The organism is Rhizobium centroccidentale, assembly GCF_030182565.1.
Taxonomy (GTDB): Bacteria; Pseudomonadota; Alphaproteobacteria; order Rhizobiales; family Rhizobiaceae; genus Rhizobium.
The window spans coordinates 136,555-150,624 of the sequence record NZ_JAQJCG010000013.1 but is presented as its reverse complement, the minus strand read 5'-3'; the positions used below and the strand labels follow the sequence as shown (position 1 = coordinate 150,624).

General features: G+C 60.1%; 11 protein-coding genes. 8 read left to right on the top strand and 3 right to left on the bottom strand.

Annotated features, from left to right (window positions below; genetic code table 11):
• Window positions 1-38: 38 nt before the first annotated feature.
• Both PH562_RS18380 and PH562_RS18375 read left to right on the top strand, forming a co-directional pair.
• Complete coding sequence (locus PH562_RS18380; protein WP_173002499.1) at window positions 39-182, top strand: hypothetical protein; 144 nt, start codon at window positions 39-41, stop codon at window positions 180-182.
• A 324-nt stretch (window positions 183-506) separates the two neighbouring features.
• Entirely contained in the window at window positions 507-3,044 is a 2,538-nt protein-coding gene (locus PH562_RS18375) for a methyl-accepting chemotaxis protein (RefSeq protein ID WP_285174501.1), read from the top strand.
• Here PH562_RS18375 and PH562_RS18370 read toward each other — a convergent pair.
• A complete protein-coding gene (locus PH562_RS18370) occupies window positions 3,020-3,274 on the bottom strand; it encodes a hypothetical protein (protein ID WP_285174499.1) in 255 nt (84 codons plus the stop codon). The genes PH562_RS18375 and PH562_RS18370 overlap by 25 nt on opposite strands.
• A 91-nt stretch (window positions 3,275-3,365) precedes the next feature.
• Between PH562_RS18370 and PH562_RS18365 the strand changes: the two genes are divergently transcribed.
• On the top strand, window positions 3,366-4,238 hold the full coding sequence (locus PH562_RS18365; RefSeq protein WP_285174497.1) for a LysR family transcriptional regulator: 873 nt from the start codon (window positions 3,366-3,368) through the stop codon (window positions 4,236-4,238).
• 37 nt (window positions 4,239-4,275) lie between these two features.
• Here the strand turns inward: PH562_RS18365 and PH562_RS18360 are convergent, their stop codons facing one another.
• Window positions 4,276-5,274 carry an aldo/keto reductase gene (locus tag PH562_RS18360; protein WP_285174495.1) on the bottom strand — a complete coding sequence of 333 codons (999 nt, stop codon included), beginning with the start codon at window positions 5,272-5,274 and terminating at the stop codon, window positions 4,276-4,278.
• 330 nt (window positions 5,275-5,604) lie between these two features.
• On the opposite strand from PH562_RS18360, the gene PH562_RS18355 reads away from it, so the two are divergent.
• The 4 genes from PH562_RS18355 (at window position 5,605) to PH562_RS18340 (ending at window position 9,705) form a co-directional block, all read left to right on the top strand.
• On the top strand, window positions 5,605-6,702 hold the full coding sequence (locus PH562_RS18355) for a polyamine ABC transporter substrate-binding protein (RefSeq protein WP_440478981.1): 1,098 nt from the start codon (window positions 5,605-5,607) through the stop codon (window positions 6,700-6,702).
• A gap of 127 nt (window positions 6,703-6,829) precedes the next feature.
• The gene (locus PH562_RS18350) at window positions 6,830-7,972 is read left to right on the top strand and encodes an ABC transporter ATP-binding protein (protein ID WP_113232168.1); all 1,143 of its coding nucleotides are present in this window, start codon (window positions 6,830-6,832) and stop codon (window positions 7,970-7,972) included.
• 2 nt (window positions 7,973-7,974) lie between these two features.
• Window positions 7,975-8,886: an ABC transporter permease subunit gene (locus PH562_RS18345; protein ID WP_285174493.1), complete on the top strand. Its 912-nt coding sequence runs from the start codon at window positions 7,975-7,977 to the stop codon at window positions 8,884-8,886.
• Window positions 8,887-8,889: 3 nt separating this feature from the next.
• Window positions 8,890-9,705 (top strand): ABC transporter permease subunit, encoded by an 816-nt coding sequence (locus tag PH562_RS18340; protein ID WP_113232166.1) that lies wholly within the window; start codon window positions 8,890-8,892, stop codon window positions 9,703-9,705.
• 33 nt (window positions 9,706-9,738) lie between these two features.
• Here the strand turns inward: PH562_RS18340 and PH562_RS18335 are convergent, their stop codons facing one another.
• Window positions 9,739-11,634, bottom strand: a complete 1,896-nt coding sequence (locus tag PH562_RS18335; RefSeq protein WP_285174487.1) for an AsmA family protein — start codon at window positions 11,632-11,634, stop codon at window positions 9,739-9,741.
• A gap of 166 nt (window positions 11,635-11,800) precedes the next feature.
• Between PH562_RS18335 and PH562_RS18330 the strand changes: the two genes are divergently transcribed.
• Complete coding sequence (locus PH562_RS18330; RefSeq protein WP_285174484.1) at window positions 11,801-13,753, top strand: acetoacetate--CoA ligase; 1,953 nt, start codon at window positions 11,801-11,803, stop codon at window positions 13,751-13,753.
• Window positions 13,754-14,070 lie beyond the last annotated feature (317 nt).

The window sequence follows — 14,070 nt, the reverse complement described above, 5'->3', positions numbered from 1 at the left end:
GCCGGTTATCGTGTCAGTGCGAAAATGGGAATATACTCATGAACAGAACACATCGTCGCGCTCGCGCCATTGCAATCGCTCAGACCCGTGACAATGCCAAGCTTCTGGCAGCAAGACTGTTGATGTTGGCGACCGGCGTTACCGCCGCTTGCATCGCCTACCTTACCGTACGCGGCTTCTGATTTCAGCCGCCACATTGCTCTTGGCCCGTCGTTGAACGGCGGCCTCGGCTCGCGCACGGAGATAGGCCTCGCCCTCCGCTTTTCAGCGTTTGATTGTATGCTGCGGGTCACACTACATCCTTATCTGAAAATTAATTAATCACGGCGACAATCCCAGTCGATTTCTTGGGGCGCTCTACTGCAAGCTGGAGCCGAAGCAATGATTGCTTCCCGATTTATACTCGGGAACCCCGCCTGCTGATATTTCAAGAACGATGATTATACATCCGGTCAGCGCCGAGGCGGCGTCGACGGGGGAGCGGTGTGTGAGAGGTCTGGGCCAAAATGTTCATTGACAAGATATTGTCGCGTTTCAACATCAAGACGAAAGTTCTGATATTCGTCCTGCCGTTCGTCATCAGCATTTCAGCCGTGGGCCTCACCGGGCTTTATGCGTCGGGCCTGCTTCAGGGCCGCATGGAGATCTCCAACAGCGTCCTGCAGTCCCTGACCGGGTTCAAGAACCTCTATGGTTCCATGGATGACTTCCTGCGCATCACCAATACACAGCAGCGCGACAAGCTCTATGAAGACATCAAGTCGCAGCAGGGCGTGCTGAATGCGACGCTCGGCCAGCTCGGCGCAGATGCCGACGGCCGCGACAATCTGACTGACGCGACAGCAAAGACCGCCGACATGTCCAATCTCGTCGGCAGGCTGTGGTCGCTGCACGAGCAGGAACTCTCGCTGCGCAAGACGATCGATGACGCCCAGCGCGCCTTGATCAGCGCCCGCTTCAACGTCAATTTCAACAGCCAGCAGTTGGAAGACCGGATGCGCCAGGACCAGGCGGACGCGACGTCCACGCTCCGCTCCGCTGACCGCCTGCTGAAGGGCGGCGATATGCTGGCTTCCGTTGCCGAAGACTTCAACAAGGCCGCGACACCGGCCGACAAGGTCAAGCTCCTGAAGGACCGGCTGCCGGACTTGAACAAGGCACAGCGCTCCATCGACCTTGCCTTGCCGCAGAACCAGAAGAGCGTTGTCCAGTCGCTCGTGGGCACGATCAAGGATCTTGCTGCCTTCACCGAAAGCACGGACGTGCCGACTGACGATACGATCACCAATATCAGCCGCCTGCTTTCGCGCTTCCGTCAGACCTCGACTTACACGCAGTTGACCGCGACGCAGATGATGCGCCAGGCGACCACGACCTTCGTCTCGCTCGATGCCCGCGTCGCGCAGACCAATTCGGTCCTGCAGGACACGCGTCGCCTCGAGGATTCGGTCTATTCGCTGCAGCTCGTTCTGGCGGATTTCAACGCCAATACGAATAAGGACAATCTCGTTCGCCTACGCCAGGAAGTCTCCAAGCTCGGCGGCGATATCGATACGCTGAACCAAAGCGCCAAGAGCATGGATTTCGCCAGCGATATCGACTCGGCCATTCGTCCGGCCATCAAATCCATGGATGAGGCCGGCGGCAAGCTGGTCGATACCATCCATCAGCGGATCGGCGAATATGCCAGCGCTCGCCAACAGCTCGATCAGGTCTGGGGCCAGCTGACCGCTTTCGCCGAGACGCAGAAACAGAGTGCCGGCAGTGAGCGCAACCAGGCAAATTCCATATCCATCCTGGCAACCGCGCTCGGCATCATCCTCTCGGTTGCCGGCGGCATCGCGCTCGTCCTGACCCTGCAGCGTCCGATCGGCCAGATCACCGCCGCCATGCGCCGCATCGCCGACGGCATGCTGGAGACCTCGATCTCCGGTGAGCAGCGCCGTGACGAAATCGGCGATATGGCCAGAGCCCTTGGCATCTTCAAGGAAAATGCCATTTCGAAGATCCGCATCGAGGAGCAGAGTGACGAGGAGCGCGCCGCCGCAGAGCATGAACGCCAGCGCAACGACGCCGAAAAGCGCGAGCTCGACCGTCAGATCGACTATGCCGTCAGCGAGCTTGCCGCCGGTCTCGAACGCCTGGCCCAGGGTGATATCTCGGCGACGATCGACACGCCATTCATCGGTCGTCTTGAGCAGCTCCGTCAGGATTTCAACAGTTCGCTGTCTCGCCTACAGCAGACGCTGAGCCAGGTTCGCAGCAATGTCGAGATGATCCAGAGCAACGGCGCGCAAATGGCGGCTTCCGCGGAGGATCTCTCCAAGCGCACCGAGCAGCAGGCCTCTTCGCTCGAGCAGACCGCCGCTGCGGTCGACCAGATCACCACGACGGTCCGTTCGTCTGCCGAACGCGCCAAGGATGCGGATGCGATCGTGCGCGAAGCCAAGCGCAGCGCCGATGACAGCTCTGTCGTCGTCGGCAACGCCATCGATGCCATGTCGCGCATCGAGGAGGCCTCGCGCCGAATCGAGCAGATCATCGGCGTCATCGACGAGATCGCTTTCCAGACCAACCTTCTTGCGCTCAATGCCGGTATCGAAGCCGCCCGCGCAGGCGATGCGGGCAAGGGCTTTGCCGTCGTCGCCATGGAGGTGCGCGAGCTGGCACAGCGCTCGGCCGCTGCCGCCAAGGAGATCAAGGGGCTCATCAACAAGTCGACCGAGGAGGTCAATTCCGGTTCGCAGTTCGTGCAGGAGGCCGGTTCGGTGCTCGCGCAGATCAGCAGTCAGATCGTAACGATCAGCCACCATGTGGAAATGATCGCCCGCGCCAGCCACGATCAGGCAAGCGCGCTGCAGGAGGTCAACTCCTCGGTCAATCACATGGATCAGATGACCCAGCAGAATGCCGGCATGGTAGAAGAGACCACAGCGGCGAGCCGCGAGCTCGCTACCGAGGCTGATGCCCTGCTGCACCTTATCCTGCAGTTCAAGATCGAGACCGGCTATAGCGCGAACTACATGCGCGAGCAGGCGGCCTGACCGCAGCTGGTGTTGCTATCGCAGGCGGATCGGCCCATTTCCGGCCGGTCCGCCTTCTTCATTGCCTGGTAGCGGCTGCGTACAGCGGCAAACCTCCGTCCAAGCCATTCAAAAAAGGGTGAGGGATCCCCGGCATTGTCGAGGTAGAACAGATCCTCGTTGCGGCGCCATTGTTCTTCACGCGCCAGGTTCCGTATTTCTATGGCTTTCGCCAGAGCGATGCTCTCCATCATGGGATATCTCCTTGCTGTGAGGCATCCCTTCAATTACACATCGGAATTTTCTTTATAAATAGCCGTATTTGCCTTATGTTTTTCAATTATGAAAAACACCACCTGGGATTCCTATCAGCTTTTTCTGGATGTCGCCCGTGGTGGCGGCTTGACTGGCGCCGTTGCTTCCAGCGGCTTGAGCCCGGCGACGATCGGCCGGCGCATGCTGGAGCTGGAGGGGCAGATCGGACGCCCGCTGTTCGAGCGCAGCCAGGCGGGTTATGCGCTGACCGGCAACGGCCAGGCGCTGTTCGATCAACTGCTGGAGATGGAAGCCGCCGCCCGCAAGGTTGATAGCTGGCAGCGCGATGCCCAGGGTGCATCCATCGTCCGCATCGCTGCCGGCACCTGGGTCGGCTGGCTGCTCAGCCAGAACATGCCGACAATCTGCTCTGAGCGTGACGGGTTCCGCATCGACCTTCATCTCGGCGAACGTCGCGCCAGCCTCGCCCATCGCGAAAGCGATATCGGTATCCGCGCCTTCGAGCCGGAGGAAACCAATCTCGCCGCCATCAAGACTGGCGATGTCGCCTATGCCGCCTATCAGGCCCGCAACATACGCCTTTCCGGCCCGCAGCGCTGGATCGCAGTCGCGGAGGAGGAGGCGATCTCGGCCTATCTGCGCTGGCCGCACCAGAACAAGCGCGAGGAAATCGCCTTTACGGTCAGTCGCCCGCGTTCGCTGCACGATCTGGTGCTTGCCGGTTCCGGCATTGCCGTTCTGCCCTGCTTCGTCGGAGATCAGGAGCCGCGGCTGGAGCGGGTCGGCGAGGAAATCCCGGAGCTGCGCCATCGGCAGTGGATCGTCATGAACAATGCCGACCGTCATCGCCGGGAAATCCGGACCGTGGTCGACCGCATGACCAAATTGCTGAAAAGTCATGCCGAGCTCTTCGCCGGCAAGCGCCCAACCTATCTGTGAAAGAACCGGCGGCAATTGGCCGCCGGTTCGCGCTTCTTCACCGGGCCGCGTCGCCCCACCGATATTCGACCGTGGCTTCGTCAAGCTTCGCCTTCAGCTCCGGATCGAGCTGGAGATCGATGGCGGCCAGCGTATCCGTCAACTGGTCGGGACGGCTGGCGCCGATGATGGCTGAGGTGATGACCGGATTGGCGGCGACCCAGGCGACAGCAAGCTTAGTCAGCGATTGCCCGGCTTCTTCGGCGATGCCGCGGAGCTTCTCGATCGTCGCAAATTCGCGTTCATGCCAATAGCGCTGCAGATAATTGCTGCCGGCGCTGCGCAGTTGCGAGCTGAAGCGGCCTTCGGTCGGTGCGACATCATGCTTGTGCTTGCCGGTGAGAAGGCCGCCGGCGATCGGGTTGTAGGGGATGACGGCGATGCGCTGCTCTTCGGCCAAGGGAAGCAGTTCGCGCTCGATCTGGCGGAACAGCAGATTGTAGCGTGGCTGCACCGAAACGAAGCGGGCTGTCCGCAAAAAATCGGCGCGACCGAGCGCCAGTGCCAGCCGGTAGGCGAGGAAGTTGGACACGCCGACATAGCGAGCCTTGCCCGAGCGCACAATGATGTCGAGCGCCTCCAGCGTCTCGTCGAGCGGTGTTTCGCGATCGTCCGAATGCAGCTGGTAAAGATCGACATAATCCGTGCCGAGCCGCCGCAGCGATGCGTCGATGGCATCGAGAAGATGCTTGCGCGACGCGCCCTGATCCCAGGGAGACGGGCCGACCTTTCCGACAGCTTTGGTCGCGACGATGAAACGGTCGCGCTTGCCCTTCAGCCAGCGGCCGACAATCTCTTCGGTGCGGCCGGCAAGCTGCTCGCCGCCTCCGAGCGGATAGACGTCTGCCGTGTCGATGAAATTGACGCCGGCATCCGCGGCCTTGTCGAGAATGGCATGTGCAATGTCTTCCTGCTCGATCTGCAGGCCGAAGGTCATCGTACCCAGGCAAAGGCGCGAGACGCTGAGACCGGTATTGCCGAATTTTTGATACTGCATGATAGGTCCCCGATGATGGGTTTGAGTTTGCCCGCTGGGCAGAATGGCGAAACAGGCTTGAGAATGTTCGCGGACGAGAACACCGCGATGTTAGCAAAGCCGGCTTCCGCATTCACGCGCGAAGCAGTCCCTGCATTCACAATTGCGTGCGAAGGGCATTGTCTGTTGGCGGGCAATTTTACGGGGCGGCCGATCGTTTTCGGGGAAAACGGCTAAAGCTTATGCCTGCTTGCTTTTTCCCTTGTCGCCTTCCGATTTCCTTTCTAGTCTAACGGGAAAAACAGAGGGTTGGGTATCGCCTGGATGCCCTTGAACAAAACAGGAGAGACTATGAAGTCCATGTTCGCAAGGCTTGCAGCAACGGCTTTTGCGGCCGTTTCGCTGGCAACGGTCGCTCAGGCAGAAGATAAGGTCGTCAATATCTATAACTGGTCGGATTACATCGATAATTCGATCCTGGAGGATTTCACCAAGGAAACCGGCATCAAGGTCGTCTACGACACCTTCGACCAGAACGAGACGCTGGAAACCAAGCTGCTGGCTGGCAAGACCGGCTATGACATCGTCGTGCCGACGGCCTACTTCCTGCAGCGTCAGATCAAGGCCGGCGTCTTCCAGAAGCTCGACAAGTCCAAGCTGCCGAACATCTCCAACATGTGGGATACGGTGCAGCAGCGCATCGCCACCTACGATCCCGGCAATCAGTATGCCATCGACTACATGTGGGGCACGAGCGGTGTCGGCTACAACGTCGACAAGGTGAAGCAGATCCTCGGCACTGACGAGGCGCCTGATATCAACGTGATCTTCGATCCGAAGCTCGCCGCCAAATTCAAGGATTGCGGCATCTACGTGCTGGATTCGCCGACCGACGTTATTCCGGCAGCCTTGCGCTATCTCGGTCTCGATCCGAACTCGACCAAGCAGGAGGACTTCAAGAAGGCCGAAGAGCTGCTGACCGCGATCCGCCCCTTCGTGCGCAAGTTCCATTCCTCGGAATATATCAACGCGCTTGCCAACGGTGATATCTGCATCGCCTTCGGCTATTCCGGCGACGTGCTGCAGGCCCGCAACCGCGCCGCCGAAGCCAAGAATGGCGTCAATATCGCCTATTCGATCCCGACCAAGGGTGCACAGATGTGGTTCGACGTCATGGCGATCCCCGCCGATGCGCCGCATGTCGAGGAGGCGCATATCTTCCTTAACTACATCATGAAGCCTGAGGTCATCGCCAAGGCGAGCAACTTCACTTCCTATGCCAACGGCAACAAGGCGTCGCAGCAGTTCGTGAGCAAGGACGTATTGGAAGATCCGGCCGTCTATCCGACTGACGCCGTCCGCGAGAAACTGTACACGCTGACCCCATGGGACGCGAAAACCCAGCGCGTGGCGACGCGCTTGTGGACAAAGGTCACGACAGGCCAATAAATCGAAGCGGCCCGGACGGCAACGTCCGGGCCTTTCCTTATGAGGATAAGGTAGGAATCACGCGCGCTGGGATGGGGAAGAGCCGGCGCGATGCGCGCCCACAAGAGCATCCGTTTGGGGATAGATAATGAAGTCACTCGGTAATATCCGGCGTTCCTTTGCTCCTTGGACCGACCCTTCGGCCAAGCCTTACATTTCCTTCAAGAACGTGACGAAGAAATTCGGTGATTTCACCGCCGTCGATAATCTCTCCCTGAATATCTACAATCGCGAATTCTTCGCTCTTCTCGGCGCATCCGGCTGCGGCAAGTCCACGCTTTTGCGCATGCTGGCGGGCTTCGAGCAGCCGACGACTGGCGAAATCGTGCTCGATGATCAGGACCTTGCCGGCACGCCGCCCTACCGCCGCCCAGTCAACATGATGTTTCAGTCCTATGCGCTGTTTCCGCATATGTCGGTGGAGAAGAATATCGCCTTCGGCCTCCGCCAGGATGGCATGCCGAAAGCCGAGATCGACGATCGCGTCGCGCAGATGCTGAAGCTCGTGAAGCTCGAACAGTTCGCCAAGCGCAAGCCCAACCAGCTATCCGGCGGCCAGCGCCAGCGCGTGGCCTTGGCTCGCTCGCTTGCGAAGCGCCCGAAGGTGCTGCTGCTCGACGAACCCCTCGGCGCGCTCGACAAGAAGCTGCGCGAAGAGACGCAGTTCGAACTCATGGATCTGCAGCAGAGCCTGGGGCTCACCTTCGTCGTCGTCACCCACGACCAGGAGGAGGCGATGACCATGGCTGACCGCATCGCGGTCATGAGCCACGGCAAGGTGGTGCAGGTGGCAACGCCGGCCGAGATCTACGAGGCGCCCAACTGCCGCTTCGTTGCCGACTTCATCGGCGATGTGAACATTCTCGACGGCAATGTCACCTCGGCACAAGCGGGCATCGTCGAGATAGCGGTCGATTCGGGCTTTACGGTGCGTACCGCTTCCGGCGATATGCCATCGGCAGGAAGCCGTGCCAGTCTCGCAGTCCGCCCGGAAAAGCTTCGGGTTTCGCCGCGCCCGCCGGCCAATGCATCCCTCAATGCCGCCGAAGGCGAGATCTGGGACATTGCCTATCTCGGCGACATGACCGTTTTCCACGTCAAGCTGAAGAGCGGGCAGGTGGTCAAGGCATCGTCGCTGAACGCGGTTCGCGCCGTGGAAGAGCCCTTCGCCTATGACCAAAACGTCTGGGTTTCCTTCGACGAAAATGCCGGCGTCTTGCTGAAGGATTGATCATGAAAGCGCTCGGCTCCCTAATCTATCAGCGCCTCGTGATCATTGTTCCCTATGCCTGGTTGCTGATCTTCTTTCTTGCGCCCTTCCTCATCGTCTTCCGCATTTCGCTGTCGACGAAGGCCTTGTCGGTGCCGCCCTACGACCCGTCCTTCGCCTGGAGCGACAGCTTCGGCGACTGGTGGGAAAAGCTGCAGACCATGTCCTTCGACAATTACACATGGCTTGCCGGCGACCCGCTCTACATGAACGCCTATATCGAGAGCCTGCAGATCGCCGGTATCTCGACGCTATTGACGCTGATCATCGCCTATCCGATCGCCTACGGCATGGCACAGGCGCCGCGCACGATCCGGCCGACTTTGCTGATGCTGGTCATCCTGCCCTTCTGGACGAGCTTTCTGATCCGCGTCTATTCCTGGATGTCGATCCTGAGCACGACGGGCCTCCTGAACCAGCTGCTGATGGGGCTCGGCGTCATCCACCAGCCGCTTGTCATCCTGAACACCAACACCGCCGTCTATATCGGCATGGTCTATTCCTATCTGCCCTTTATGGTGCTGCCGCTTTATTCCGCGCTGGAAAAGATGGACGGCACGCTGATAGAGGCAGCGCAGGATCTCGGCTGCACGCCGATCGGCGCCTTTTGGCGCGTCACCTTTCCACTCTCCATCCCCGGCATCGTCGCCGGCTGCATGCTGGTCTTCATCCCCGCCGTCGGCGAATTCGTCATCCCCGACCTGCTCGGCGGCTCGCAAACCCTGATGATCGGCAAGGTGCTCTGGACGGAGTTCTACAGCAACACCGACTGGCCGCTGGCATCGGCGGTGGCGACCATCCTTCTGCTGGTGCTGGTGGTGCCCATCGTCTTCTTCCAGCATTTCCAGGCCAAGGCCGATGAGAAGGGGAGATAACTTATGATCCGCTGGTCCCGCTTCAACATCGTCTCGGTCACCCTCGGTCTAGCCTTCCTCTACCTGCCGATCCTGCTGCTGGTCATCTATTCCTTCAACAGCTCGCGCCTCGTCACCGTTTGGGGCGGCTTCTCGACGCAGTGGTACGTGCACCTTTTCAGCAATGACACGATGCTGAGCGCCGCCTGGCTGACGGTGCGCATCGCGCTGCTCTCGGCGACGATCGCCACCGTACTTGGCACCTTCGCGGCCATCACGCTCGTTCGTTATACGCGTTTCCGCGGCCGCATCCTGTTCTCAGGGATGATCTATGCGCCGCTGGTCATGCCTGATGTCATTACCGGTCTGTCGCTGCTGCTGCTCTTCGTGACGTCGGGTGTCGACCGCGGCTTCTGGACGATCGTCATGGCGCATACGACGCTGACCATGTGCTTCGTCGCCGTCGTCGTGCAGTCCCGCCTCTTAACCTTCGATCGCTCGATCGAGGAAGCGGCGATGGATCTCGGCGCGCCGCCCGTGCGCACCTTCTTCGAGGTGACGCTGCCGATCATCGCGCCAGCCGTCTTTTCAGGATGGGTGTTGGCTCTGACATTGTCGCTCGACGATCTGGTGATTGCGACCTTTGCTTCGGGCGCGGGCGCCAAGACGCTGCCGATGCTGATCTACAGTCAGGTCAAGCTTGGCGTGACGCCGGAAATCAACGCCATCTGCACCATCCTGATCGGCGTGGTCGCCGTAGGCGTCATCTGCGCCTCCATCGCGACGAAGCGCCGGGAGGTTCAGCGACAAAGGGACGAGCACGCGGCTGCAGCAGCTTGAAGTGCTGCGGGCGAACGGGCGGCCCCGGAAGAACTATGGCTGCTGTATCGGCTTTTGCAGAAGCGTTGCGACCGGTGAAATCACCGGATTCGGCCAGCTGCCGCCGATGAAGAAGGGCAGCATCGGCAGTTCGTCTGCGTCGGAGGGCGAGGTTGCCTCGAGCGCGCCGGAGAGTGCCAGCCCGTTGGTGCGGAACGGAACGACGCCGTTGAAGCTGATCGTTTCGTTGCGGCCCGCAATGGCCGCGTTCTGCACCTCGGCGGAACCCTTCGCAAAACTTGCATCCACGTTGATGCTGTCGAAGTCGAAAGAAGAATTGGCGATATCGCTCATCCGGAAGAAGGCCTTCTCGGCGGCGAGTGTCCGGAAGGTCGAAATATCGAATTGGCGAAACGATCCTGCCGACGAGGTGAAGTGCAGCGTGCCGGCAACGTCGCTGAGCGTGGCAACCCAGATCGGCTTCGAGGTGCTGAGCGAAAGATCCAGCGACGCCGACGAAGGCATTGGCAGCGGGCCTATCAGCTTCAGGCGCGTAAAGAGGCCGCCGAAATCGGCGTTGCGGATCGATATCTGCAATTTGCCGCCGCCATCGAAGTCGCCTGGCGCGACCTCCAGATGTGCGGTCAGCGAACCGCTCTCAAAGCCGCTGTCGCCTATGTCGAATTTCGCCTTGCCGCCGGCCACCAGCAGGCTGGCACCGATATTCTCGAACTGGAAGGGGCCAAGAGCCGCCTTGTTCGACGAGAGCCGCATATCGAGGTCGAGCCGCTGCAGCGGATTGCCGTTCAACAGCGCATCGATGGCGGTTTCGGCGGCCAGACGCATGGAGAAGGCAGCCAGGAACGGATTGAGGTTCATCTGGTCGAAGGCAAGCGTACCGGAAATCTTCGGCTTGCCCGCTTTCGTATAGTTCAGATCCATGATGCCGGAGGCAGCGGAATCGTTGACTTTGAAGCTCAGATTGTTGAAACGCAGGCCGTTGTCGATTGCTGCGATATTGGCACTGAGCGAGATATTCTTGAGGGCGTCGGCTGCCGGCAGGCGCTGCCCGCTCCAGGCGATGAAGGAGGGCACGTTCGGCACGCTCAGATCCAGATTACCCGAAAGTGCCGAAAAATCCGATATGCTGGTAACGCCTGTATAGGTCCAGCTGATCAGCGGCGAAACGAAGCTGGTCGTGGTGTTCACGTTCTTGCCGGCGAAGAAGAGCAGGGGCTGCGTCGAGTCGAAATTCAGCTTGATGTCCTGGCCGTTGAAGCGGGCAAGAATGACAGCACTCAGCGATTGGGAAAGCCGCGGCCAGGCGATGTCGGCATTGACGGCGTTCAGCCTGTAGATGCTGCCGCTGCGCTCGTCGGCCATTTCGACGCTTCCATCCTCGATGGTCAGCATGCCGATGGCGGCATCCTGTTCCTTGCTCATCCGCATGCCCTGGCCGGGGGAGGTCTCGGCCTGTTCGATGGCCTTGGAAAGGCGGCCTTCGTTCGTCCAGTCGATCAGGCCGTTCTCGTCGCGGCGGATATAGAGGATCGGGCGCAGAAAATGGAATTCGTGAAAATGCGCATGCCCACGGATCGCCGACCACAGGGAGAAGTCCGCGGAGAGGCTATCGACATGGCCGAGGACTTTGCCGTTTCTCGACGGTTCGCGGATGGTGACCTGATTGAGCGTCACGCGTGGCGAGGGCCAGAATTCCAGTGTCGGATCGCCTTCGATCTGGGCGCGATACCCCGTCCAGTCCGACAGTGCCTTCTCGATGCCGGAGCGCACCAGACCGCTGGAAATCAGGAAAGGCGCGGTCGCTCTGAAGACAGCGAACACGATGAGGATCGTGAGAAGAATGATGCCGGTCGTGCGAGCAAAGGCAGGCAGCCAGCGCGAGGCCGAACGCATCGTCAACCGCCACTTGTTGTTTTTCGAAGCTCTCATGATCCCGTGGAGACTCTTGAACTGATAGGGATAATCTGCCTGAGTTTGCCGGATATAGGAAATGTTTGTCGGATGCAAACCTCACGCACTGGCAATACCCACAACACCGTGATTTTATTAATGCGCTGCAGCATTGCTTATATAGTGCAAAAAGCGGGAGAGAAATATGCAGGATCAGCAGCCGCTCTGGACACCGTCGGAGGAGTTTCGCCGCCAGAGCCCGATGTTCACTTTCATGCAGGAATGCAACCGCCGTTTCGACCTCTCGCTGTCTGACTTTGCCAGCCTCCACGCCTGGTCAATTGCCGACCGTGAAAGCTTCTGGTCGGCGGTCTGGGATTTCTGCGGTGTGAAGGGCAAGCGCGGTGAGCGGGCGCTGATCCATGGCGATGTCATGCTGGATGCCCGCTTCTTTCCCGATGCCGAGCTGAACTTTGCAGAAAACCTGCTCTGGCGAAGCGGCGAGGGCGATGCGCTTGTGTTCTGGGGCGAGGACAAGGTGCGCGATCGCTGGTCATGGGACCGGCTGGCCGCGATGGTATCTCGCCTGCAGCAGGCCTATCGTGCCGAGGGCATCGGCAAGGGAGACCGCATCGCTGCAATGATGCCGAACATGCCGGAAACCATCGCCTGCATGCTGGCGGCCGCGTCGATCGGCGCGATCTGGTCCTCCTGCTCGCCGGATTTCGGCGAGCAGGGCGTCATGGACCGCTTCGGCCAGATCGAGCCGAAGCTCTTCATCGCCTGCAGCGGCTACTGGTATGGCGGCAAGCTGCAGGATGTCACTGCAAAGGTCAGCGCCATTGCCCAGCGCCTGAAAGCGCCCACCATCATCGTGCCCTATGCCGGCAATGCCGAAGCTGTCGTGGCGGCAACGCCGGGCGCGCGAATCCTCAACGATCTGGTTGCCCCCTTCGAGGCGAAAGCGGTCGAGTTCGAGGCCGTCTCCTTCTCCCATCCGCTGTTCATCCTGTTTTCTTCGGGCACGACGGGTGTCCCGAAGTGCATCGTGCACTCTACCGGAGGCGCTTTGCTGCAGCTCATCAAGGAACATCGCCTCCACTGCGGTGTGGTGCCCGGCGAAAAGGTCTTCTATTTCACCACCTGCGGCTGGATGATGTGGAACTGGCTGGTGACCGGCCTTGCCGCCGGCGCGACGCTTTGCCTTTACGATGGTTCGCCCTTCGCCCCCGACGGCAACATTTTGTTCGACTATGCGCAGGAAGAGAAATTCGCGCTGTTCGGCACGTCTGCCAAATATATCGATGCTGTCCACAAGAGCGGCCTGACGCCGAAGACCTCGCACGATCTTTCGAGCCTGCGGCTGATGACCTCCACGGGCTCGCCGCTGTCGCCCGAGGGCTTCACCTTCGTCTATGAGGGCATCAAGGACGATATCCAGCTCGCCTCCATTTCCGGCGGTACCGATATCGTCTCCTGCTTCGTGCTCGGCAACCCTCTGCAAGCGGTCTGGCGCGGCGAGATCCAGGGGCCGGGCCTCGGCCTCGCCGTCGATGTCTGGAACGACGAAGGCAAGCCGGTGCGCGGTGAGAAGGGCGAGCTCGTTTGCACCAAGGCGTTCCCCTCCATGCCGGTCATGTTCTGGAACGATCCGGAGCGCGCCAAATATCGGGCCGCCTATTTCGAGCGCTTCGACAATATCTGGTGCCACGGTGATTTCGCCGAATGGACAGAGCATGGCGGCCTCGTCATTCACGGCCGCTCCGATGCCACGCTCAACCCCGGCGGCGTGCGCATCGGCACGGCCGAGATATACAATCAGGTCGAGCAGATTCCCGAGGTTCTGGAGGCGCTCTGCATCGGTCAGGATTGGGACGATGACGTTCGCGTGGTGCTTTTCGTCCGCCTTGCCGCCGGCGTCGCCCTGACCGAAGACCTGGTCAAGGCGATGAAAACCCGCATCCGCACCGGCGCCTCGCCGCGCCATGTGCCGGCCAAGATCATCGCGGTTACGGATATCCCCCGCACGAAATCCGGCAAGATCGTCGAGCTTGCGGTGCGGGAGGTGGTGCACGGCCGTCCGGTCAAGAACAAGGAAGCGCTCGCCAATCCGGAAGCGCTCGATCTCTTCGCCGGGCTGGAAGAACTCAAAAGTTAAGGTGAGCCTTAAAATTGAGGGGGCAAACGATGACCATCGTTTGCTAACCTCGCGTTAAGAAAGCTTGGTCAAAAGTAAAGGCCAACTTGAGACCGTTCGCATGAGCTGGAGCGGATTGGAGCCACTCTCGGCTCCCGAGACATGAAGCTCCCCGACTCGAGCTTGCTTTCGACAGCATAAACTTCAAAGGCAGCGCGATTCGCTGCCTTTTTTTCGTTTCGCCCCGCGCGAAAACGCGTCTGCTCTGTACATTGCCGCCTTGAGCAAGTATGTGCACGCGTGAAGAAGAGGTTCGCGACGTGCGAGCCACGATGATC

Bases quoted from the DNA above. Each gene is read 5' to 3' on its own strand.
- PH562_RS18380 (WP_173002499.1), top strand. From the start codon at position 39: ATGAACAGAACACATCGTCGCGCTCGCGCCATTGCAATCGCTCAGACC.
- PH562_RS18375 (WP_285174501.1), top strand. From the start codon at position 507: ATGTTCATTGACAAGATATTGTCGCGTTTCAACATCAAGACGAAAGTT.
- PH562_RS18370 (WP_285174499.1), bottom strand. From the start codon at position 3,274: ATGGAGAGCATCGCTCTGGCGAAAGCCATAGAAATACGGAACCTGGCG.
- PH562_RS18365 (WP_285174497.1), top strand. From the start codon at position 3,366: ATGAAAAACACCACCTGGGATTCCTATCAGCTTTTTCTGGATGTCGCC.
- PH562_RS18360 (WP_285174495.1), bottom strand. From the start codon at position 5,274: ATGCAGTATCAAAAATTCGGCAATACCGGTCTCAGCGTCTCGCGCCTT.
- PH562_RS18355 (WP_440478981.1), top strand. From the start codon at position 5,605: ATGAAGTCCATGTTCGCAAGGCTTGCAGCAACGGCTTTTGCGGCCGTT.
- PH562_RS18350 (WP_113232168.1), top strand. From the start codon at position 6,830: ATGAAGTCACTCGGTAATATCCGGCGTTCCTTTGCTCCTTGGACCGAC.
- PH562_RS18345 (WP_285174493.1), top strand. From the start codon at position 7,975: ATGAAAGCGCTCGGCTCCCTAATCTATCAGCGCCTCGTGATCATTGTT.
- PH562_RS18340 (WP_113232166.1), top strand. From the start codon at position 8,890: ATGATCCGCTGGTCCCGCTTCAACATCGTCTCGGTCACCCTCGGTCTA.
- PH562_RS18335 (WP_285174487.1), bottom strand. From the start codon at position 11,634: ATGAGAGCTTCGAAAAACAACAAGTGGCGGTTGACGATGCGTTCGGCC.
- PH562_RS18330 (WP_285174484.1), top strand. From the start codon at position 11,801: ATGCAGGATCAGCAGCCGCTCTGGACACCGTCGGAGGAGTTTCGCCGC.